Source organism: Streptomyces sp. NPDC003035, assembly GCF_042888285.1.
In the GTDB taxonomy this organism is placed as follows: Bacteria; Actinomycetota; Actinomycetes; order Streptomycetales; family Streptomycetaceae; genus Streptomyces.
Genome location: NZ_JBIAPJ010000001.1, coordinates 339,728 through 360,164 on the forward strand (window position 1 = coordinate 339,728; position 20,437 = coordinate 360,164).

Sequence of the window (20,437 nt, forward strand, 5' to 3'; positions counted from 1 at the left end):
CTTGATTCCCTCTGCGAGCAGGGGCGAAAGTGGAAAGGCGTCAACTCGCCATGTCGTCGATTTCTGGCACCCGGAGTCAGCAACCCCGGCTAGTGGCTGAGGAGTTGGCGAAACGATTCCATCGGCGTGCAGGAGGATCCAGCGCAGGTCGACGTGGAGGCCGTTGCGGAGGGTTCCCTCGGCCCGCTCGTCCAGGCCGTTCCCGGCGACCAGTTCGCGGTAGCGGGCGCTCTGTTCCGCGTATTCGTCGAGCAACCGCGTGAGCGGGAAGTCGACGGCGATTTCCAGGCCCTAGGGGACGTCGGCCAGTGCGTCCAGCAGGGCCAGGTCCGTCGCGTCCAGCCGGAGCGCGGACGCGTCCAGGTTCTCCTCCAGGTGCGCGAGCGAACCGGTGCCGGGCGTCGGCAGCAGTACGGGGGAGTGGTGCAGCAGCCACGCCAGCGCGATCTGGCCCCGGCTCGCTCCGAGCCGCCCCGCCATCTCGCCCAGCGCGGTCGCCGCCCCGCCGGTCAGCGCGCCGTCGGCCAGCGGGAACCACGGCAGGAACGCCAGACCGTGCGCCTCGCAGACCCGCAGCACCGCCGCCGACTCCCGGTCGAGGAGGTTGAAGCGGTTCTGCACCGAGACGATCGAGGACGTCAGCGCCGTCGCCCGCGTCAGCTGCTCCGCGGTCACCGAATCCAGGCCGATGTGCCGGATCTTTCCTTCGGCGCGCAGCTCGTCCAGCGCGCCGAGCTGCTCCGCCATCGGGACCCGCGGGTCGAGCCGGTGCAGCTGGTAGAGGTCGATCCGGTCCGTCCGCAGCCGCCGCAGGCTCGCCTCGCACATCGCGCGCAGCCGCTCCGGCCTGCCCTCGATGTGCCAGGCGCTGTCGCTCGTCCGCACGACCCCGCCCTTGGTCGCGATCACCAGCCCGTCCCGGTAGGGGTGCAGCGCCTCCGCGACCAGCTCCTCGGCGATGCCCGGACCGTAGTTGTCGGCGGTGTCGATCAGCGTGACGCCCCGCTCCACGGCCCGCCGCAGGACGGCGACCGCGTCCGCCCGCTCGCCGCGAGGTCCCCAGTAGCCGCGTCCGGTGAGCTGGGCCGTTCCGTAACCGAGCCGCCGTACGGGAAGGTCGCCGCCGAGCGGATACGTCTCCGAGATCATGAATGGACGCTACAACAATCGCCTCGACCGCTGAGAAGTGGCCCAGTTGACGGAGTCGTGAATGGACCGCCACCCGTCGCCGGCGGCTGGCTAGTCTCCTGCCATGACCACCGAGACGCAGCCCAGGACCGTCGTCGATTTCTACTTCGACCCCGCCTGCCCCTTCGCCTGGATCACCTCCCGCTGGATGCTGGAGGTCGAACGGCACCGCGACATCGAGCTGCGCTTCCGCGTGATGAGCCTGTACTTCCACAACGTCGGCAACGACCTGCCCGACTGGTACCGGGAACTCGTCGACAAGTCGATCGGCCCGGTGCGGGTGGCGGCCGCGGCCGCCGAGAAGCACGGCGACGCGATCCTGCGCGACCTGTACACCGCCTACGGCACCCGCATCCACCAGGAGAAGAACAAGGACTTCGACGCGGTGGTCGCCGAGTCCCTGGCCGAGCTGGGCCTCCCGGCCGAACTCGCCGAGGCCGCGCACGACGCCACGTACGACGAAGCGGTCCGCCGCAGCCACGACGCAGGCAAGGACCCCGAGGCGGACGGCTATGTCGGTACGCCGACCCTCCACATCGACGGCACGGTCTGGTTCGGACCCGTCCTGCGGGCCGTCCCGCGCGGCCCCGAGGCGGCCGAGCTCTTCGACAGCTTCCGGGTGCTCGCCGGCCACTCCGACCTGTTCGAACTCAAGCGGACCCGGACGGGCGGGCTCGACTTCGGCTGAGCCTCGCCGGGCGGTGCGCGCCGCTGTCGCGATTCTTCAAGACCGGCCGTGTCCGCGCTTCGTAGCCTCGGCGGCATGAACGCCATCCACACCCACCTCACCGTCTGTGCCGCCGAGGCCGCCCGCGTCGCCCGGGGCGTCACCGCCGACCAGCTGGCCGGTGCGTCCGTCTGCACCGGCTGGACCGTCCGCGAGCTCGTCAACCACCTCGTCCTCTACTCCTCCCACGGCCTGGAGCACCGCGCCCTGCGCACACAGCTCCCCGAGGAGACGGTCCAGCGCGACTTCACGGCCGACACCGACTGGGCGGAGCGGTACGCGGCCCAGCTCGACCGGGCGCTCGCGGCCTGGGAGAAGCCGGACGCGTGGGAGGGCGACGTGGACCTCGGCTTCGCCACCATGCCCGCGACGGCCGTCGCCTCGATGCTCCTGGAGGAACTCGCCCTGCACGGCTGGGACCTGGCCCGCTCCACCGGCCAGGACTTCACCCTGCCGGACGTGACCACGCGGTTCCTGCTCACGGTCGTCGAGGAGTCCGCGGAGATGTACCGCCAGTACGACGGCTTCGCCGACCCGGTCGACGTGCCGGAGACCGCCTCCGACCTCGAACGCGCCCTCGCCACCAGCGGCCGCGCCCCGGCCGGACGGCCACGGCCCTAGGGCGTGTTTCGAAAGTCCCGCCTGGCCCGCGGCGTCTGGCACGCCCACTCGCTGCGTTGTCGGAGTCATCCAAGTACGTCCAGTACGAGGATGATCCTCCGCCTTGCGATTGCACGCACCAGACGCCGCAGGCCCCGCCCTGCGGGCGGACGGCGCTACTTTCGAAACACGCCCTAGCCTGCCACCGCCACCCGCTGCTCGACGCGCGCCTCGTCGTACCGCTCGATCAGCAGCCGGGCCAGCTCCGGCGACGGGCCGAGGACGTCCGCGAGGACATCGGCGCCGCCCTCCGCCGCGCCCGCCGCGATGCGGTCCGGCAGCCGGCCGGGGGCGATCACGTACGGGGCCACCGCCACCCGGCGGACCCCGTCGGCGCGCAGGGCGCGGACCGCGTCCTCGGTCCGGGGAAGAGATGCGGAGGCGAACGCAGGCCGCACGGAGCACCAACCGGTGCGCCGCAGCTCCCGCGCCGTTTCTGCGATCACTGCGATCGCCTCCGGGTCCGTGGAGCCCGCCGAGGCCAGGACGACCCCGGTCGAGCGCTTCATCTCTTCGACCGCCCGGCGCCACGTGGTGGTCGCTGCTGGGGGTCCGGGGGTCGCCCCCCGGGAAGACACAGCTGCGATCACTGCGATCGCCTCCGGGTCCGTGGAGCCCGCCGAGGCCAGGACGACCCCGGTCGCGCTCTTGTCGCCGGGCCTCAGCCCGGCCTCGTACAGCCGTCGCTCCACCGCCGCGACCAGCAGCGGCGACGGACCGAGCACCTCCGCCTGGCGCACGCGCAGCGACGAAGGGGCCTGCCGCAGCACGGCCGGGATGTCGGACTTCGCGTGGAAGGCCCGGGTCAGCAGCAGCGGCAGCGCCACCACGTCCCGTACCCCCTCGGCCGCGAGCCGGCCGAGCGCCCCGGGCACCGACGGCAGGTTGAAGTCCAGGAACGCCGTCTCCACGCGCAGCCCCGGCCGCAGCGAGCGGGCACGGCGCACCAGAGCGTGCACGGTCGCCGCGTGCCGCGGATCGCGGCTGCCGTGGGCGATGACGAGGAGGACGCTGTCGTTCATGAGGTCAGCTCTTCACCAGCAGGCCGCGGCTGCGCAGCACCGCGCGCTCCAGCGGGCTGAAGATCAGCAGGTCGATGGCGATGCCGACGAGCAGGATCAGAATGATCGCCAGGAAGATCCCCGGCATGTCGATGTTGTTCCGGCCGTTCTCGAGGAGCTGGCCGAGACCCAGGCCCAGTTCGGGGGAGGACGCGATGATCTCCGCGGCCATCAGCGAACGCCACGAGAAGGCCCAGCCCTGCTTCAGGCCCGCCAGATAACCCGGCAGCGCGGCCGGCATCACGATGTGCCAGGCGCCCCTGAGACCCGTCGCGCCCAGTGTCCGGCCGGCGCGCAGGAAGAGCGGCGGGACCTGGTCGACACCGGCCACCAGACCGTTGGCGATCGAGGGGACCGCGCCCAGCAGGATCACCGTGTACATCATCTGGTCGTTGAGGCCGATCCAGAGGACGGCGGGGGCGACCCACGCCACCGACGGCAGTGACTGCAGACCGGACAGGATCGGACCGATCGCCGCGCGGACGAACTTCACCCGCGCCACCAGCAGACCCAGCGGCGTACCGATGGCGAGGGCCATCAGGAAGCCCAGCAGGGCCCGCGACACGCTCGTCCACAGGACGTCGAGGAGCGTGCCCTCCAGCCACATCGTGGACACGCTGTCCCAGACCGCGGACGGCGGCGGCAGCTTGAACTCGTCGGTGACCTGGGCCGTCACCAGCAGCTGCCAGACCACCAGCACCAGCAGCACGGCCGTGACCGGCGGCAGCACCTTCTTCAGCAGAACCTCGCGGACGGGCGTGCGGTTCACCTGCACCGCGTCGAGCGCGTCGAGACCCGCCTCCAGACCGGCCAGATCGTCGGTCTTCGTCTCAGTGCTGGCCATGACGGCGGATCTCCCCACGCAGTTCTTCGGTGATCTCGACGGACAGCTCCGCCACGGCGGCGTCCTCGATGCGGCGCGGCTGCGGGATGTCGATGGTCCACTCCCGGGCGATCCGCCCCGGCCGGGACGACAGCAGCACCACACGCTCGGCCAGCCGCACGGCCTCGCGCACGTTGTGGGTGACGAAGAGCACCGACAGCTTCGTCTCCCGCCAGATCCGGGTCAGCTCGTCGTGCAGCACGTCCCGGGTGATGGCGTCGAGCGCCGCGAACGGCTCGTCCATCAGCAGCAGATCGCTGTCCTGGGCGAGCGCCCGGGCCAGCGCCACGCGCTGGCGCATACCGCCGGACAGCTCGTGGACCCGCTTGCGGTACGAGCCGGAGAGCCGGACCAGTTCGAGGAGGCGCTCCGCCTCCGGGCGCCGCTCGGCCTTCGGCACCCCGCGCAGCCGCAGGGCCAGTTCGATGTTCTTGCCCGCGGTGAGCCACGGGAAGAGAGCGTGCTCCTGGAACATCAGGGCCGGCCGGCCGCCGGGGGTCTCGATGGACCCCGCGGACGGTCGGTCGAGCCCGGCGACCAGGTTGAGCAGGGTGGACTTGCCGCACCCGGAGGCGCCCAGGAGGGTCACGAACTCGCCCGGGGCGACATCGAGCGTGATGTCGTCGAGAACGAGCTGCTGACCGGCGGGTCCGCCGAAGGACTTCGAGACGTGCTCGATCCGGGCGGCGTGCGTCACCGCCGCGCGGTCCTCCTCGGCCTTGGCGAGCGTCGCGGTCGTGGCCATGGTCGTCACCTCCTGGGGCTGAGCTGCGGACTTGGTTACTTGGCGCCGAGACCGGCGTCGGCGACCTCGGGCCGCCCCGCGGCCTTGAGGACCTTGTTGAGCGGCTTCAGGTCGTAGATCCCGCTCAGGTCGGGCTGCTTCAGCAGGCCGGCCTTCACGGCGTGGTCCGCCTGCGCCTGGAGCGTGGCGGCCAGCGGGTCGTCGGTGAACCGGATCGACGGCCAGGCGGCGTCGATGACCTTGTCGCCGAGCGGCTTCCCGGACAGCTCCTTCAGCTGGCGGTTGGCCGAGGCCTTCGCCTTGTCCGGGTGGGCGTTGATCCACGCGTTGGTCTTCACGGAACCGCGCAGCACCGCTTCGACGACGTCCGGGTGCTCGGCGAGGAACTTCTGCGACACGATGATGTTCGTGATCACGAACTTCTTGTCGGGCCACAGGTCCGACTCGTCGAGCAGCACCTTCGCGCCCTCGGTGACCAGCTTCGAGGCGGTCGGCTCCGGCACCCAGGCACCGTCGATGGAGCCGGACGTGTAGGCGTTCGGGGTCACCTTGTTGTCCGTACGGACCACGGAGACGTCGCCCTTGCCGCTCTCGGCGTCGACCTTCCAGCCCTGCTCCGAGATCCAGTTGAGGAACGCCACGTCCTGCGTGTTGCCCAGCTGCGGGGTGGCGATCTTCTTGCCCTTGACGTCGGCCAGGCTCTTGATCTTGTCCGGGTTCACCACCAGCTTCACACCACCGGAGGCCGAACCGCCGATGATCCGCAGGTTCTTGCCCTTGGACTTGACGTACCCGTTGATCGCGGGCGAGGGGCCGATGAAGCCGATGTCGATCGAGTCGGCGTTGAGCGCCTCGATCTCGGAGGGGCCGGCGTTGAAGGTGGCGACCTCCAGCTTCGTGCCGCCCAGCTCCTTCTGGATGATGCCCTGCTCGTCGCCGACCAGGGCGGTGGCGTGCGTCAGGTTCGGGAAGTACCCGAGCCGGACCGTGTCGGCCGAGAGCTTCTCGCCCACGGCGGCCACCTTCTTCTCGTCCTTCTTGGCCTGGGAGCCGTAGCCGCAGGAGGCGAGCGCGCCGATCAGCAGCGGCAGGGCCGCGGCGGCGGCGAGGGAGCGGCGCAGGGTGGTACGGGAGGCAGGCACGGAGGTGTTCCCCTCAGGGTCTTCGAAGTCTTCTTCGTCTATGTCGTTCGTGGAGCGGGAGGGCGCCGCGTACACGGCGCACCGGCGTCAGCACGCACATCGCGCGACACCTCCGCGGCCCGCACCGAGGGCGCCGGAACCCACCCGGCCGCCCTCCTTGGCGAAGGTGGCGTAGACGTTCTGCACCATCAGAAGTCCCAGCCCTCGTCGTCGGCGGTGTCCGCGACGGCCGCCGCCTTGGCACCGGCGAAGGCCTCGCCCGCCATGCCGGCCGCGAGTGTGGTGCCGTCGGCGGGGTCGATCAGCAGGAACGAGCCGGTACGGCGGGAGTCCGCGTACGCGTCGAGCGCGAGCGGCTCGGCCGTACGGATCCTCACCCGGCCGATGTCGTTGGCGACCAGCTGCCCCGGCTCGGGGTGCTGGGAGAGGTCGTCCAGGGTCAGCCGGGACGGGATCTCCTTGACGATCGCCTTGACCGTGCGAGTGGTGTGCTTGAGCAGCACCCGCTGCCCGACGGCCAGCGGCTGGTCCGCCACGTGGCAGACCGTCGCCTCGACGTCCTGGCTGGTGGCCGGGGCGTCGCCGCTCGGGGCGAGGAGGTCGCCGCGCGAGATGTCGATGTCGTCGGCCAGCCGGATCGTCACCGACTGGGGGGCCCAGGCGATGTCGACCGACTCGCCCAGCGCGTCGATCGCCGTGATCGTGGACGTCCGGCCCGAGGGCAGGACGGTGATCTGCTCGCCGACCCGGAAGGCACCGGCCGCGATCTGACCGGCGTAACCCCGGTAGTCGGGGTGCTCGGCGGTCTGCGGACGGATCACGTACTGCACCGGGAAGCGCGCGTGGCAGGCCGTCAGGTCGTGGCTGACCGGGACGGTCTCCAGGTGCTCCAGGACGGTCGGGCCGCCGTACCAGTCCATGTTGGCGGAGGGCTCCACCACGTTGTCGCCGGCGAGCGCCGAGATCGGGATCGCGGTGATCTCCGGGACGCCGAGCTCGGACGCGTACCTCGTGAACTCCTCGGCGATCGCCGCGAAGACGGGCTCCGCGTAGTCGACGAGGTCCATCTTGTTCACGGCCAGGACCACGTGCGGCACACGCAGCAGCGCGGCGACGGCCGCGTGGCGGCGGGTCTGCTCGACCACGCCGTTACGGGCGTCGACCAGGACCACAGCCAGCTCGGCGGTCGAGGCGCCGGTCACCATGTTCCGGGTGTACTGCACGTGCCCGGGGGTGTCGGCGAGGATGAACCGGCGGCGCGGGGTCGCGAAGTAGCGGTAGGCCACGTCGATGGTGATGCCCTGCTCGCGTTCGGCGCGCAGGCCGTCGGTGAGCAGCGCCAGGTCGGGCGCCTCCTGGCCGCGCTTGAGGGACGCGGCCTCCACGGCCTCCAGCTGGTCGGTGAGAATCGACTTGGAGTCGTGCAGGAGACGGCCCACGAGGGTGGACTTGCCGTCGTCGACGGAGCCGGCCGTGGCGAAGCGCAGCAGGGTGGTCGCCGACACGTCGGCGAACTGCTCGGTCGTGCTCGTACTCGTGCTCGTCATGGCTAGAAGTACCCTTCGCGCTTGCGGTCTTCCATCGCGGCCTCGGACATCTTGTCGTCGGCGCGGGTCGCGCCCCGCTCGGTGAGGCGGGAGGCGGCGATCTCGGCGATGACGGCGTCCAGCGTGGTGGCGTCGGAGTCGACGGCGCCCGTGCAGGACATGTCACCGACGGTGCGGTAGCGGATCAGCCGCGTCTCGACCGTCTCGGTCTCCTTGGGGCCGCCCCACTCGCCGGCCGTCAGCCACATGCCGTTGCGGGCGAACACCTCGCGCTCGTGGGCGAAGTAGATCTCGGGGAGCTCGATCTTCTCCCGCTGGATGTACTGCCACACGTCCAGCTCGGTCCAGTTGGACAGCGGGAAGACGCGGACGTGCTCGCCGGGGGCGTGGCGGCCGTTGTAGAGCTGCCACAGCTCCGGGCGCTGCCGGCGCGGGTCCCACTGCGAGAACTCGTCGCGGAGCGAGAACACCCGCTCCTTGGCGCGGGCCTTCTCCTCGTCGCGCCGGCCGCCGCCGAAGACGGCGTCGAAACGGTGCTGCTGGATCGCCTCGGTCAGCGGCACCGTCTGGAGCGGGTTGCGCGTCCCGTCGGGACGCTCGCGCAGCTTCCCGGCGTCGATGTACTCCTGCACGGAGGCGACGTGCAGCCGCAGCCCGTGCTGGGCCACGACGCGGTCGCGGTACTCGAGGACCTCGGGGAAGTTGTGCCCGGTGTCGACGTGCAGCAGCGTGAACGGCACCGGCGCGGGCGCGAAAGCCTTGAGCGCCAGGTGGAGCATGACGATGGAGTCCTTGCCGCCGGAGAAGAGGATCACCGGCCGCTCGAACTCACCCGCCACCTCACGGAAGATGTGGACGGCCTCGGACTCCAGCGAGTCCAGGTGCGACAGCGCGAACGGGCTGTCCGTCGCCTCGTCGATGGTCACGGCGGTCGTCATGCGAGACCCCTCTCGGTGAGCAGCGCGTAGAGCTGGGCTGCCGACTCCTGCACGGTCTGGTTCTGGGACTCGATCCGCAGATCCGGGTTCCGCGGCTCGTCGTACGGGTCGTCGACCCCGGTGAGACCACTGATCTCGCCCGCGGCCTGCTGGGCGTACAGCCCCTTCACATCGCGCACGGAGCACACGTCCACCGGAGTGGCGACATGCACCTCGACATAGGCGGTGCCCTCGGACTGGTGGCGCTTGCGGACGGCCTCGCGGCTGTCCTCGTACGGAGCGATGACCGGGACCAGGACCTTCACGCCGTTCGAGGCGAGCAGCTCGGCGACGAAGCCGATCCGCTGCACGTTGGTGTGGCGGTCCTCGCGGGTGAAGCCGAGGCCCGCGGAGAGGAACTCGCGGATCTCGTCGCCGTCGAGCACCTCGACCCGGTGGCCCTCGCCGCGCAGCCGGCCGGCGAGTTCGTACGCGATGGTGGTCTTGCCGGCGCTCGGCAGGCCCGTGAGCCAGATGGTGGCACCGGTCACGTGATTCTCCTGGGAAGTCTCTGTGGTGGTCATCAGCCGTGCAGCCCGCATTCGGTCTTGGCCCGGCCGGCCCAGCGGCCGGCCCGGGCGTCCTCGCCGTCCGCGACGCGGCGGGTGCAGGGCGCGCAGCCGACGGAGGCGTAACCGTCCATGAGGAGCGGGTTGGTGAGGACACCGTGCTCGGCGACGTACGCGTCGACGTCGTCCTGCGTCCAGCGGGCGATCGGGGAGATCTTGACCTTCTGCCGCTTCTCGTCCCAGCCGACGACCGGGGTGTTCGCCCGGGTCGGGGACTCGTCGCGGCGCAGGCCGGTCGCCCACGCGCTGTACGCGGTCAGGCCCTCTTCGAGCGGCTTGATCTTGCGCAGCGCGCAGCACAGGTCCGGGTCGCGGTCGTGCAGCTTCGGGCCGTACTCGGCGTCCTGCTCGGCGACCGACTGGCGCGGGGTCAGGGTGATGACGTTGACGTCCATCACCGCGTCGACCGCGTCCCGGGTGCCGATCGTCTCGGGGAAGTGGTAGCCGGTGTCGAGGAAGACGACGTCGACTCCGGGCATGGCGCGCGAGGCGAGGTGGGCGACCACGGCGTCCTCCATGGAGGAGGTGACGCAGAACCGCTTGCCGAAGGTGTCGGCCGCCCACCGGAGGATCTCCAGCGCGGAGGCGTCCTCCAGGTCGCGTCCGGCCTGCTCGGCGAGCGCCTTCAGGTCGGTGGCCTCGGTGGCCTGAGTTGTCGTCATGTCTTTTCCCCTCCAGCGGAGTTGCTCGAAGTACCCGGGGCCAGGAGCCCCAGGAACTTCAACTGGAAGGCTCGACTGCATGCCCGGCATTCCCAGGCGCCGTGACCCTGCTCGTGCGGGAACAGGTCCTCGTCGCCGCAGTACGGGCAGAAGAAGGGCGCGGCACGCTCACTCATGAGAGTGCGTCCTCGGAAGCGCGCGACGCCCAGGTGGCGAAGCGCTCGCCGTCCTCGCGCTCCGCCTGGAAGCGCGTGAGGACCCGCTCGACGTAGTCCGGCAGCTCGGCCGCGGTGACCTTCAGGCCACGGACCTTGCGGCCGAAGCCCGCCTCCAGACCGAGCGCGCCGCCCAGGTGCACCTGGTAGCCCTCGACCCGGTTGCCGTCGTCGTCCAGGACCAGCTGGCCCTTGAGACCGATGTCCGCCACCTGGATACGGGCGCAGGCGTTCGGGCAGCCGTTGATGTTGATGGTGATCGGCTCGTCGAACGCGGGGATGCGGCGCTCCAGCTCGTCGATGAGCGAGGCGCCCCGCGCCTTGGTCTCGACGATCGCCAGCTTGCAGAACTCGATACCGGTGCAGGCCATCGTGCCGCGCCGGAACGGCGAGGGGTTGACCCGCAGGTCCATCGACTCGAGGGCGGAGACGAGCGACTCGACCTGCGCCTCCTCGACGTCCAGGACGATCATCTTCTGCTCGGCGGTGGTACGGACCCGGCCGGAACCGTGCGCCTCGGCGATCTCCGCGATCTTGGTGAGCGCGGTGCCGTCGACGCGGCCGACGCGCGGCGCGAAGCCGACGTAGAAGCGGCCGTCCTTCTGCTTGTGGACGCCGACGTGGTCGCGCCACTGCCCGGCGGGCTGCTCCGGGGCCGGACCGTCCGTCAGCTTGCGCTTCAGGTACTCGTCCTCCAGGACCTGGCGGAACTTCTCCGGGCCCCAGTCGGCGACGAGGAACTTCAGACGGGCGCGGGTGCGCAGCCGGCGGTAGCCGTAGTCGCGGAAGATCGAGATGACGCCCTCGTAGACGTCCGGGACCTCGTCGAGCGAGACCCAGGTGCCCAGGCGCACACCGAGCTTGGGGTTGGTGGAGAGACCGCCGCCGACCCAGACGTCAAAACCGGGCCCGTGCTCCGGGTGGTTCACGCCGACGAAGGCGATGTCGTTGATCTCGTGCGCCACGTCGAGCAGCGGCGAGCCGGAGACCGCCGACTTGAACTTACGGGGCAGGTTGGAGAAGTCCTTGTTGCCCACGATCCGGCGCTGGATCTCGTCGATGGCGGGCGTGCCGTCGATGATCTCGTCCTCGGCGATCCCGGCGACCGGTGAGCCGAGGATGACACGCGGGGTGTCACCGCAGGCCTCGGTCGTCGACAGGCCGACCGCCTCCAGGCGGTTCCAGATCTCCGGGACGTCCTCGATGCGGATCCAGTGGTACTGGACGTTCTGCCGGTCGGTGATGTCGGCGGTGCCGCGCGCGAACTCCTGCGAGATCTCGCCGATGACCCGCAGCTGCTCGGTCGTCAGCCGGCCGCCGTCGATGCGGACCCGGAGCATGAAGAACTCCGCGTCCAGCTCCTCCGGCTCCAGGACACCGGTCTTGGTCCCGTCGAGACCTTCCTTGCGCTGGGTGTAGAGCCCCCACCACCGCATACGACCACGCAGGTCGTTGGGGTCGATGGAGTCGAACCCGCGCTTGGAGTAGATCGTCTCAATGCGTGTCCGCACATTGAGACCGTCGTCATCCTTCTTGAACTGCTCATTGCCGTTCAGCGGGGTGAAGTGCCCCACGGCCCACTGACCCTCGCCACGGTGACGGCTCACCTTGCGGCGGGGCGTAGCGGGTGCGGGGTTATCCGGGGTGGCGGCCATGGCGTTTTGTCCTTCGGGACTGCGGGAGGGCGGCTCTGACCAGCACACTCGTGCGGGGGTCAGGGGATGGCGCGACGGTGCGCAGCAGGGTCGGGCAGAAGTGGGATCGCGGCGGTGCTGGTTCTCTCAGCGCGCCGGACAGATGGCGCTGGACATGCGGCCGAGGTCGACGTGCCGCCGACTCACCAAGGCAATTCCAGTTCCAGACATGACGGAAGCCTGTCACGGGACTTTGGACCCAGTCCAGCTTCGTCCGAAATGTGGACACGACCGTCCCGCATCGCGAGACGGTGTGTCGTGGGTCACGTCAAGGGGCCGAGTTCAGGGGGAGCTTCGGAGCGCCTGCGCAGGTGTCAGTGGGCGCCGGGCCACGGGCCGGGCGCCTCGGACTCCTCGACCTCCTCCACCTTGGTGTCGAAGAGCTTGAACCCGCGCCGCAGATAGTTGTCCATCGCGTGCGGCCCGTCCAGCGAACAGGTGTGGAGCCACACCCGGCGCGTCTCCTCGCGCCCGGGCCAGCGCTCGGCCAGGTCCCAGGCGCGCTGCACGCCGTACGAGAGCAGATGGCCGCCGATCCGGCGCCCCTGGAAGGCCGGGATCAGCCCGAAGTAGACGATCTCCACGACCCCGTCGTCCTGCGGGTCCAGCTCCACGTACCCGGCCGGCGTCCCCCTGTCGTACGCCACCCAGATCTCGGCCCCCGGCTTCTCGACGATCTCCTGCCACTGCTTGTACGTCAGCCCCAGCCGGTCGTTCCAGCTGATGTCGCCACCGACCGCCGTATAGAGGAAGCGGCTGAACTCGGGCGAGGGCACCTCCGCCCGCCGGATGGTGATGTCGTCGCTCTCGGGAGCGGCGGAGGGGCGGAGGTCGGAGGGTGAGGTCTGTTCGAGGGACCAGGTGGTGAGAGTGATGCGCATGCCTTCATCGCACCATGTCTCCGCACCGGACGCGGACGCGGGTTCCGGTTCGGCGCCGGGGCGCGGGGCCGCCCGGCCGGTCAGGAGCGAGGGCGGTCGGCTCGGTGAGCGGCGCCGTGGGCCGGTTGTCCGAATGGTGGACACACGGCGGTCGGCGCGCCTCCAGGTCAGTGAGAGCCGCCGCGGGCAGGCGGGAGCTCCCCGCTGCCGCGCTCGATCAGGCGCACCGGGACCGTGCGCGTCGTCGCGCGGGAGCGGTCCCCGCCGAGGCGGGCCAGGATCTGCTCCGCCGCCGCCCGGCCGACCGCCGCCGGGTCCTGGGCCACGACCGTCAGGCCGGGCTCCAGGACCGCCGCGAGCGGGAGATCGTCGAAACCGACCAGGGCCACGTCCCGGCGGCCCGCCTCCGCCAGCGCGGGCACGACCCCGAGCGAGGCGAAGTTGTTCGCCGCGAACACGGCCGTCGGCGGGTCGGCCAGGGCCAGCAGCCGCCGCACGGCGACCCCGGCGGCGTACGGGTCGTGGGCCGTGACGACCAGCGCCGGGTCGTGACCGATCCCCGCCTCCTCCAGCGCCGACCGGTAGCCGCGCTGCCGGGTCTTGCGGGTGTAGAGCGTGGCCGGCCGGTCACCGATGAAGGCGATCCGGCGGTGCCCGTGCGCGATCAGATGCGCCACACCCGCCCGCGCGCCCTCCTCGTTCGCGCTGACCACCGCGTCCGCCGCGAGCCCCGCCCCCGGCCGGTCCACGAAGACCACCGGAAGGCCGCTCTCCCGCTCACGGCGCAGAAAGCGGTGGTCGCTGCCGGCCGCCGGGACGACCAGCAGACCACTGATCCGCCGGGCCAGGAAGGTGGTGATCAGCGCGTGCTCCAGCGGCTCGCGCTCGCCCGACGACCCCATCAGGAGCGTCAGCCCCCGGTCCCGTACGACGTCCTCGACGCCGCCCGCGACCGTACCGAAGAAGGGGTTGCCCATGTCCGGCACGACCAGGCCGACCGTCGAGTCCCGGGCGCCCACCCGCATGTTGCGCGCCATGAGATTGGGACGGAAGCCCAGCTCCTCGACGACCGCGAGCACCTTCGCCCGGGTCGCCTCGGACACCGGCCCGTCCTCGTTGAGCACCCGCGACACCGTCTTCGGGGTCACACCGACCCGCGCCGCCACATCGGCCAGGGTCGGCCGTCGGGTGCTCCCCATGGTCACCGCATCTCCGTCGTCGATTCAGCGTTGCTCGGCTCCGACCGTACCGCCGTCCGTGCCCTCCACGGTCAGGGCCCCGGTCATGATCGCCACCACCTCCGCCATCGAGTGGTCCCCGGGCCGGATCTGCGCCACCCGCCGGCCCAGCCGCTGGACGTGGACGCGGTCCGCGATCTCGAAGACGTGAGGCATGTTGTGGCTGATGAGGACGACCGGCAGGCCCCGGTCCCGGACCCGCCGGATCATGTCGAGCACCTGGCCCGACTCCTTCACCCCGAGCGCGGCCGTCGGCTCGTCCATCACCACCACGTGCCGGGCCCAGGCGACCGCGCGCGCCACCGCCACCCCCTGCCGCTGGCCGCCGGAGAGCGTCTCCACGGCCTGGGTGAGGGACCGGAGCCCGATCTTCAGATCGGCCATGTGGGCGGCGGACTCCTCGCGCATCCTCTTGTTGTCGAGCATCCGGAACACCGAGCCGAGCGGCCCGCGCCGCCGGACCTCGCGGCCCAGGAACATGTTGCTCGCGATGTCGAGCGAGGCCGCGACCGCCAGATCCTGGTAGACGGTCTCGATGCCGTGCCCGCGCGCGTCCACCGGATCGCGGAACCGGACGGGCGCCCCGTCGAGCTCGATGGTGCCCTCGTCGGGCTGGAGCGCCCCGGTGAGGGCCTTGATCAGACTCGACTTGCCGGCGCCGTTGTCCCCGATGACCGCCAGCACCTCGCCGGGCATCAGATCGAAGTCGGCGCCGTCGAGCGCGGTGACCTGGCCGTACCGCTTCACCAGGCCACGGGCTTTCAGCACAGGGGTGGGCGTCGTCGTCATCGGCGGACCTTCCTGCGGGAGAACTGGTCGACGGTCACGGCGAGGATGACGAGGCCACCGGTGATCAGGGTCTGGTAGATCGAGCCGACCCCCATCAGCTGGAGCCCGTTGCGGAACACCCCGACGATCAGCGCCCCGACCAGCGTGCCGAGGATCGCGCCGCGCCCGCCGAAGAGGCTCGTGCCGCCGAGGACCACGGCCGTGATCGCGTCCAGGTTGTCGGTCTGGCCCGCCTTCGGGTCGCCGACGCCGGTCCGGGAGATCAGCAGCAGCGCGGCGATGCCGTAGATCACCCCGGCCAGGGTGTAGATGCCGAGCTGGAGGCGGGTGGTGCGGATACCGGTGAGCCGGGCGACCTCGGGGCTGTTGCCGAGTGCGTACGTGTGCTTGCCCCAGGCCGTCTGGCCGAGGAGGTACGCGAAGCAGAGGAAGGGGGCGATCGTCAGCACGGAGCCGTACGTGATGTCGGTACGGCCCAACGGGAAGGTCTCGCCCAAGCCCGTGAGGACGGCCGGAAGTTCGGTGACCGTCTGCTCCTCGGAGTAGATGTGGGTGAGCGCGAAGGCGATGTTGAGCATCCCGAGCGTCACGATGAACGGGGGCAGCTTGACAAAGGTCACGAGCGCGCCGTTCGCGAGCCCGAAGAGCGCGCAGACACCGATGCCGGCGGCGATCGCGACGAGGGGCGGGAGGGCTCCCTCGGCGGCCAGCTTGGCCATCACGATCGAGCCGAAGGCCATGACGGCGCCGCAGGACAGGTCGATGCCGGCGGTGAGGATGATCAGGGTCTGGCCGAGGGCGAGGGTGCCGACGACCATCACCTGCTGGACGACGAGGGAGAGGTTGCCGCCGGAGAGGAACTGCTCGCTCTGGAAGGTGAAGAACGCGCAGGCGACGAGCAGGGCGACGAGCGGGCCCGCGGTGGGATGGGTGAGCAGCCGGCCCGCCGTGCGGCGGGCCGCGGGCGTGCCCGGCGGCGCGGTGGTGGGCGGTGCGGTGGTGGTGGTCAACGGGACTCCTTGTGCGGGAGGACGGGGAGGGGTGGAGGGCGTCGAGGCCCGGCCCGGCGGGGGCTCGGCCCGTGGGTGGCCGGCCCGGTGTGCGAGGGGCCGGCCCCGGGGCGTGGCTCAGCCCCAGCAGTTCTCCAGGCCGTACGCCGTGTCCTTGGCCGGGACCGCCGCGGCCGGCGCGTCCGTGATGAGGGTGACGCCGGTGTCGACGTAACCGGACGCCTTCGTGCCGTCCTTGGCGTACGCGACGACCGCGTCGACGCCCTTGGCGGCCATGAGGAGCGGGTACTGCTGCGAAGTGGCCGCGATCTTCCCGGACTTGACCGCCTCGGTGCCGGTGCAGCCGCCGTCCACCGAGACGATCAGGACGTCCTTCTCGCGGCCCTTCGCCTTCAGTGCCGTGTACGCGCCCAGCGCGGCGGGCTCGTTGATCGTGTAGACGACGTTGATGTCCGGGGCCTTCTGCAGGCAGTTCTCCATGGCCGTCTGACCCTTGGCCTGGTCGCCGCCGGTGTCCTGGGAGCAGACGACGGCCGGGTCGCCCTCCTCGATCCCGTACCCCTTGAGGAAGCCGTCGTGCCGGAGCTGTCCGACGGCGACGCCGGGCGCGAGGTCGAGCGTGGCGATCCTGGCCGGCTTCCCCGCCATGGCGGCCTTGGCGTACCGGCCGATCAGCTCCCCGGCCTTGAGGTTGTCGGTGGCGAACAGCGCGTCGGCGGCGTCCTGCGGATCGGTCGGGCTGTCGAGCGCGATGACGAGGACCCCCTTCTTCCGGGCCTGCTCGATCGCGGGGACGATCGCCTTGGAGTCGTTCGGGGTGATCAGAATGCCCTTGACGCCGGACGCGACCATGTTCTCGATCGCGGTGACCTGACCCTCGTTGTCACCGTCGAACTTCCCTGCCGCTGTGGTGAGTTCGGCTCCGGCCTGCTGCGCCGCGCCCTCCGCGCCCTCCTTCATCTTCACGAAGAACGGGTTGGTGTCGGTCTTGGTGATCAGCCCGACCTTGACACGGCCGCCGCTGCCCCCGGACCCGCCGGAGCCCTGGGCTCCCTCGCCGCAGGCGGTGAGCAACAGGGACCCGGCGGCCAGGCCGGCCACGAGGGGGAGTGCGGTGCGGAAAGTGTGCTTCATGGCGCGGCTCCTCAAGGGACGCAGGGGTGTCATCGTTGACTTATGTCAACGTTGACATCGACTCGCCAGGATGATGGACTCCGCCGCGAGCAACGTCAATGCCCCTCACCCGTAACGAGTTGGCAACGGAGGCTTCCGGATGAGCCGCTGGAAAGCACCGCACCTCACCGTCATCGCGGCCCTGCTCGTCGCCGCGTCCACCCCCATCAGCGCGAACGCCGCACCACCCGCGACCCCCCGCCCCCTCGCGTCGGGACCGGTCAACCCCGGTTTCGACACCGGGGATCTCACCGGCTGGACGGTCACCGAGGGCACCGCCTTCGGCCCGGCCGCCGTCACCGCCATCGACAGCTACTGGGGAGGCCCCTTCCACCACCGGGGCAGCCACCACCTCTGGGGCCATGCCGCCGCCGGCGACGACGCCACCGGCACCCTCCGCTCCTCCTCCTTCGCCGCCCCCGCCCGGATGAGCTTCCTGGTCGGCGGCGGCTGGGACCCCGAGCGCCTCTACGTCGCCCTGGTCAGGGACAGTGACGGCCGTGTGCTCCGCAAGCAGACCGGCCCCCAGGACGAGGCGTACGTCCGGATCGTCTGGGACACCTCGGCCTGGCGGGGGCAGGGCGTCCACCTCGAGGTCGTCGACCGCAAGGCCGGCGGCTGGGGCCACCTCAACCTCGACGACGTACGCACCGGAGAGGCCGCCGTCCGGGACGACAACGGCCTCACCTTCCGTACCCTCGGCCAGGCCGGCCAGCCCACCGCCCCCACCGCTCCACGGGACTTCACCGCCGACCCGCTGCGTCCGCAGTTCCACTACACGCCCTACCAGGGCTGGATCAACGACCCCAACGGCGTGATCCAGTGGCGCGGCCGCCACCACCTCTTCAGCCAGTTCTACCCCGACGCCCCGCTGTGGGGGCCCATGCACTGGGCCCACGCCGAGGGTCCCGACGCCGTCCACTGGCGCGACCTCCCGGTCGCCCTCACCCCTCCGCCGCGCGCGACCCCCACCGACAACAGCGGCATCTTCAGCGGCAGCGCCGTCGACGACGACGGCACCCTGACCGTCGCGTACACGAAGTTCACCGACACCGCCGCCCACCCGGGCGCGGCCCCCGAGACCGTCGCGATCGCCACCAGCACCGACGGCGTGAACTTCACCCCCGGGACCGAGGTCATCACCCAGGCGCCGCCCGGCTCGTCCGCCGGGTTCCGCGACCCCAAGGTCTTCCGCGACCCGGTCGACGGCCGCTGGAAGATGGTCGTCGGATCGGGCGACGGCGGACGCGGGAAGGTGCAGCTGTACGCCTCCGACGACCTGCGCACCTGGACGTACACCGGCGTCCTCGCCGAGGGCGACGGCACGACCGGCGCGATGTGGGAGTGCCCCGACCTCTTCCCGCTCGGCGGGAAGTGGGTCCTGCTCTACTCCACCAACGAGGGCGGTCAGTCGCTCCAGCGGTACGCCGTCGGTGACTACGACGGCAGCGGCTTCCGCGCGGAGCGGCACGGCATCCTCGACGGCGGCGGCGACACCTACGCGGCGCAGAGCTACCGCGACGACGCCGGGCGACGGCTCATGACCGCCTGGATGAGCGACTGGAACGTCAAGGAGCCGACGCGGGTGAACGGTTGGGCCGGCGCGCAGTCCCTCCACCGCGAGCTGTTCCTCGCGCCCGACGGACGCCTCGGCCAACGCCCGGTCGCGGCGGCCGACTCACTGGCCGAGGGGGCGCCGGTCACGGTCACCGACAAGACGGTGACCGGCACGTGGCGACTCGGCCGCGGGGAGACGGCACGGGTCAAGGCCGTCCTCGACCTGGGGAGGACCACCGCCGACACGGTCACCCTGCGCCTCAAGGCCTCCGTCGCGGAGGCGACCGTCCTGCGCTACGAGAAGGCCGACGGCACGCTCTCGCTCGACACGACCGGCGCCGGTTACGGCACGCGCGCGACGTACCGGACCCAGGTGAAGCCGAGCCCGGACGGCACGCTGGCCCTCGACATCTTCGTCGACCGCTCGTCGGTGGAGGTGTTCACCGGGGACGGCGCGGCGCTCACCGCCCGCGTGTACCCGCGCTACCGCGAGTCCCAGGCGGTCGAATTCGCGGCGGAGGGTGGCCGGTTGCACCTCAGGAGCGCCTCGCTGACCCGGCTGGGATCCGCCGTCCTGCCCGACTGACCGCCGCCGTCGGCCGACGGGCCTGCCCGGCCGTCCCCGGCGGCCGGGCAGGCGCCACCGGCCGACCGGCCACGGGTCGACAGCCGTCGGCCGAAGGCCGCTCATGGGTCGACAGGCCCTCCGGCCCCACGGCCACCCTCACCGAAAGGTTCCCCGCATGACCGTGACCCGCCGCCCCGTGGCCGTACTCGGCGAATGCGTCGCCGACGCCTTCGTCGCCCCCGACGCCGCCGGCACCCCCGATGGCGCCGTGGGACCGGGCCTCCGGCTCGACGTGCTGCCCGGCGGCGGGCCGGCGAACACCGCCGTCGCGCTCGCCCGCCTCGGCACCCCCACCCACTTCCTGACCCGGCTCTCCGGCGACGTCTTCGGCGGCCTCTTCCGCCGCCGTCTCAGCGAGTCCGGTGTCCGCATCGACCTCTGTCCCGACGCCGCCGAGCCCAGCACCCTCGCCGTCGCCGGCCTCGGCCCCGACGGCGCGGCCGAGTACACCTTCCACGCCGAGGCCACCGCCGACTGGCAGTGGACGCGTCAGGAACTCGCGCCGGTGCGCGGGCTGGACCCCGACTGCCTGCACACCGGTTCCCTCGCGCTGGTACGGGAACCGGGCGCGGCGGCCGTGGAAGACCTGCTGGCCGAGCTGCGCCCCACGACCACGATCTCCCTCGACCCCAACGTCCGTCCCCTGCTCGTCGCCCCCGAGCGCTATCGCGCGCGGCTGCCGCGCTGGTGCGCCCTGGCCGACATCCTCCGGCTCAGCGAGGACGACCTGGCCCACCTCCACCCGGGCACGGCGCCCGAGGCGGCCTGCGACACCTGGCACCGGGCGGGCGTCCCGCTCGTGGTCGTCACCCTCGGCGCGGCCGGCGCCCTCGTCTCGTACGACGGTGTCCGCAGCGTCCTTCCCGCCCCGCACGTCGATGTCGTCGACACCGTCGGCGCGGGCGACGCCTTCACCGCAGGGCTCCTGCACGGCCTGCACGGGGCCGGTGTGCTCGGCGGCCGGCTCGACGCCCTGGACCGTCGGACCCTGGACGAGGCCGTCGCCTTCGGCACTCGGGTCGCGGCGGCCACCTGCGCGGTCCGCGGCGCCAACCCGCCGTGGGCGGAGGACCTGACGGCACGGGCGTGAG

General features: G+C 71.5%; 21 protein-coding genes and 1 pseudogene. 4 read left to right on the forward strand and 18 right to left on the reverse strand.

All coding sequences use genetic code 11. The features are described from left to right. Positions 1-126: 126 nt before the first annotated feature. Positions 127-288: pseudogene (locus tag ACFYV5_RS01470) on the reverse strand (mini-circle protein); the annotation flags it as partial. 3 nt (positions 289-291) lie between these two features. Next, positions 292-1,149 carry an aldo/keto reductase gene (locus ACFYV5_RS01475; protein ID WP_389162981.1) on the reverse strand — a complete coding sequence of 286 codons (858 nt, stop codon included), beginning with the start codon at positions 1,147-1,149 and terminating at the stop codon, positions 292-294. Between the two features lie 103 nt (positions 1,150-1,252). Between ACFYV5_RS01475 and ACFYV5_RS01480 the strand changes: the two genes are divergently transcribed. Together ACFYV5_RS01480 and ACFYV5_RS01485 are read left to right on the forward strand one after the other, a co-directional pair. Next, on the forward strand, positions 1,253-1,876 hold the full coding sequence (locus tag ACFYV5_RS01480) for a DsbA family protein (RefSeq protein WP_355106530.1): 624 nt from the start codon (positions 1,253-1,255) through the stop codon (positions 1,874-1,876). 75 nt (positions 1,877-1,951) lie between these two features. After that, positions 1,952-2,536 carry a TIGR03086 family metal-binding protein gene (locus ACFYV5_RS01485; RefSeq protein WP_355106532.1) on the forward strand — a complete coding sequence of 195 codons (585 nt, stop codon included), beginning with the start codon at positions 1,952-1,954 and terminating at the stop codon, positions 2,534-2,536. A gap of 173 nt (positions 2,537-2,709) precedes the next feature. Here the strand turns inward: ACFYV5_RS01485 and ACFYV5_RS01490 are convergent, their stop codons facing one another. The 16 genes from ACFYV5_RS01490 to ACFYV5_RS01565 form a co-directional block, all read right to left on the reverse strand. Further along, complete coding sequence (locus ACFYV5_RS01490) at positions 2,710-3,597, reverse strand: sirohydrochlorin chelatase (RefSeq protein ID WP_389162986.1); 888 nt, start codon at positions 3,595-3,597, stop codon at positions 2,710-2,712. A gap of 4 nt (positions 3,598-3,601) precedes the next feature. Continuing rightward, positions 3,602-4,480: an ABC transporter permease subunit gene (locus ACFYV5_RS01495; RefSeq protein ID WP_355106536.1), complete on the reverse strand. Its 879-nt coding sequence runs from the start codon at positions 4,478-4,480 to the stop codon at positions 3,602-3,604. Further along, positions 4,467-5,264: an ABC transporter ATP-binding protein gene (locus tag ACFYV5_RS01500; RefSeq protein ID WP_389162990.1), complete on the reverse strand. Its 798-nt coding sequence runs from the start codon at positions 5,262-5,264 to the stop codon at positions 4,467-4,469. Before ACFYV5_RS01500 ends, ACFYV5_RS01495 begins: the two co-directional genes overlap by 14 nt. 35 nt (positions 5,265-5,299) lie before the next feature. Next, positions 5,300-6,406, reverse strand: coding sequence for an aliphatic sulfonate ABC transporter substrate-binding protein (locus tag ACFYV5_RS01505; protein WP_389162993.1), 1,107 nt, complete (start codon positions 6,404-6,406; stop codon positions 5,300-5,302). Positions 6,407-6,594: 188 nt separating this feature from the next. After that, positions 6,595-7,953, reverse strand: coding sequence for a GTP-binding protein (locus tag ACFYV5_RS01510; protein WP_355106541.1), 1,359 nt, complete (start codon positions 7,951-7,953; stop codon positions 6,595-6,597). A gap of 2 nt (positions 7,954-7,955) precedes the next feature. Beyond that, the gene (cysD, locus tag ACFYV5_RS01515; RefSeq protein ID WP_355106543.1) at positions 7,956-8,891 is read right to left on the reverse strand and encodes a sulfate adenylyltransferase subunit CysD; all 936 of its coding nucleotides are present in this window, start codon (positions 8,889-8,891) and stop codon (positions 7,956-7,958) included. Further along, positions 8,888-9,472 (reverse strand): adenylyl-sulfate kinase, encoded by a 585-nt coding sequence (gene cysC / locus ACFYV5_RS01520; protein WP_389162998.1) that lies wholly within the window; start codon positions 9,470-9,472, stop codon positions 8,888-8,890. The genes cysD and cysC overlap by 4 nt, the downstream gene beginning before the upstream one ends. Further along, positions 9,454-10,161 (reverse strand): phosphoadenylyl-sulfate reductase, encoded by a 708-nt coding sequence (locus ACFYV5_RS01525; protein ID WP_355106547.1) that lies wholly within the window; start codon positions 10,159-10,161, stop codon positions 9,454-9,456. The genes cysC and ACFYV5_RS01525 overlap by 19 nt, the downstream gene beginning before the upstream one ends. Next, complete coding sequence (locus ACFYV5_RS01530; protein WP_355106549.1) at positions 10,158-10,337, reverse strand: hypothetical protein; 180 nt, start codon at positions 10,335-10,337, stop codon at positions 10,158-10,160. Before ACFYV5_RS01530 ends, ACFYV5_RS01525 begins: the two co-directional genes overlap by 4 nt. Further along, positions 10,334-12,031, reverse strand: a complete 1,698-nt coding sequence (locus tag ACFYV5_RS01535) for a nitrite/sulfite reductase (RefSeq protein ID WP_389163002.1) — start codon at positions 12,029-12,031, stop codon at positions 10,334-10,336. Before ACFYV5_RS01535 ends, ACFYV5_RS01530 begins: the two co-directional genes overlap by 4 nt. A 126-nt stretch (positions 12,032-12,157) precedes the next feature. Further along, positions 12,158-12,241 (reverse strand): putative leader peptide, encoded by an 84-nt coding sequence (locus tag ACFYV5_RS01540; protein ID WP_310591794.1) that lies wholly within the window; start codon positions 12,239-12,241, stop codon positions 12,158-12,160. A 143-nt stretch (positions 12,242-12,384) separates the two neighbouring features. Continuing rightward, positions 12,385-12,951: a GNAT family N-acetyltransferase gene (locus ACFYV5_RS01545; protein WP_389163004.1), complete on the reverse strand. Its 567-nt coding sequence runs from the start codon at positions 12,949-12,951 to the stop codon at positions 12,385-12,387. 167 nt (positions 12,952-13,118) lie between these two features. Continuing rightward, positions 13,119-14,150, reverse strand: coding sequence for a LacI family DNA-binding transcriptional regulator (locus ACFYV5_RS01550; RefSeq protein ID WP_389163007.1), 1,032 nt, complete (start codon positions 14,148-14,150; stop codon positions 13,119-13,121). Between the two features lie 24 nt (positions 14,151-14,174). After that, positions 14,175-14,978, reverse strand: a complete 804-nt coding sequence (locus tag ACFYV5_RS01555; protein ID WP_355106557.1) for an ATP-binding cassette domain-containing protein — start codon at positions 14,976-14,978, stop codon at positions 14,175-14,177. Continuing rightward, positions 14,975-15,988: an ABC transporter permease gene (locus tag ACFYV5_RS01560; RefSeq protein ID WP_389163011.1), complete on the reverse strand. Its 1,014-nt coding sequence runs from the start codon at positions 15,986-15,988 to the stop codon at positions 14,975-14,977. The genes ACFYV5_RS01555 and ACFYV5_RS01560 overlap by 4 nt, the downstream gene beginning before the upstream one ends. A 117-nt stretch (positions 15,989-16,105) precedes the next feature. Continuing rightward, entirely contained in the window at positions 16,106-17,122 is a 1,017-nt protein-coding gene (locus tag ACFYV5_RS01565) for a sugar ABC transporter substrate-binding protein (RefSeq protein WP_389163013.1), read from the reverse strand. 139 nt (positions 17,123-17,261) lie between these two features. Between ACFYV5_RS01565 and ACFYV5_RS01570 the strand changes: the two genes are divergently transcribed. Next, on the forward strand, positions 17,262-19,304 hold the full coding sequence (locus ACFYV5_RS01570) for a glycoside hydrolase family 32 protein (protein WP_389163016.1): 2,043 nt from the start codon (positions 17,262-17,264) through the stop codon (positions 19,302-19,304). A gap of 157 nt (positions 19,305-19,461) precedes the next feature. Further along, on the forward strand, positions 19,462-20,436 hold the full coding sequence (locus tag ACFYV5_RS01575) for a carbohydrate kinase (protein WP_389163019.1): 975 nt from the start codon (positions 19,462-19,464) through the stop codon (positions 20,434-20,436). The last annotated feature ends 1 nt before the right edge of the window (position 20,437 follow it).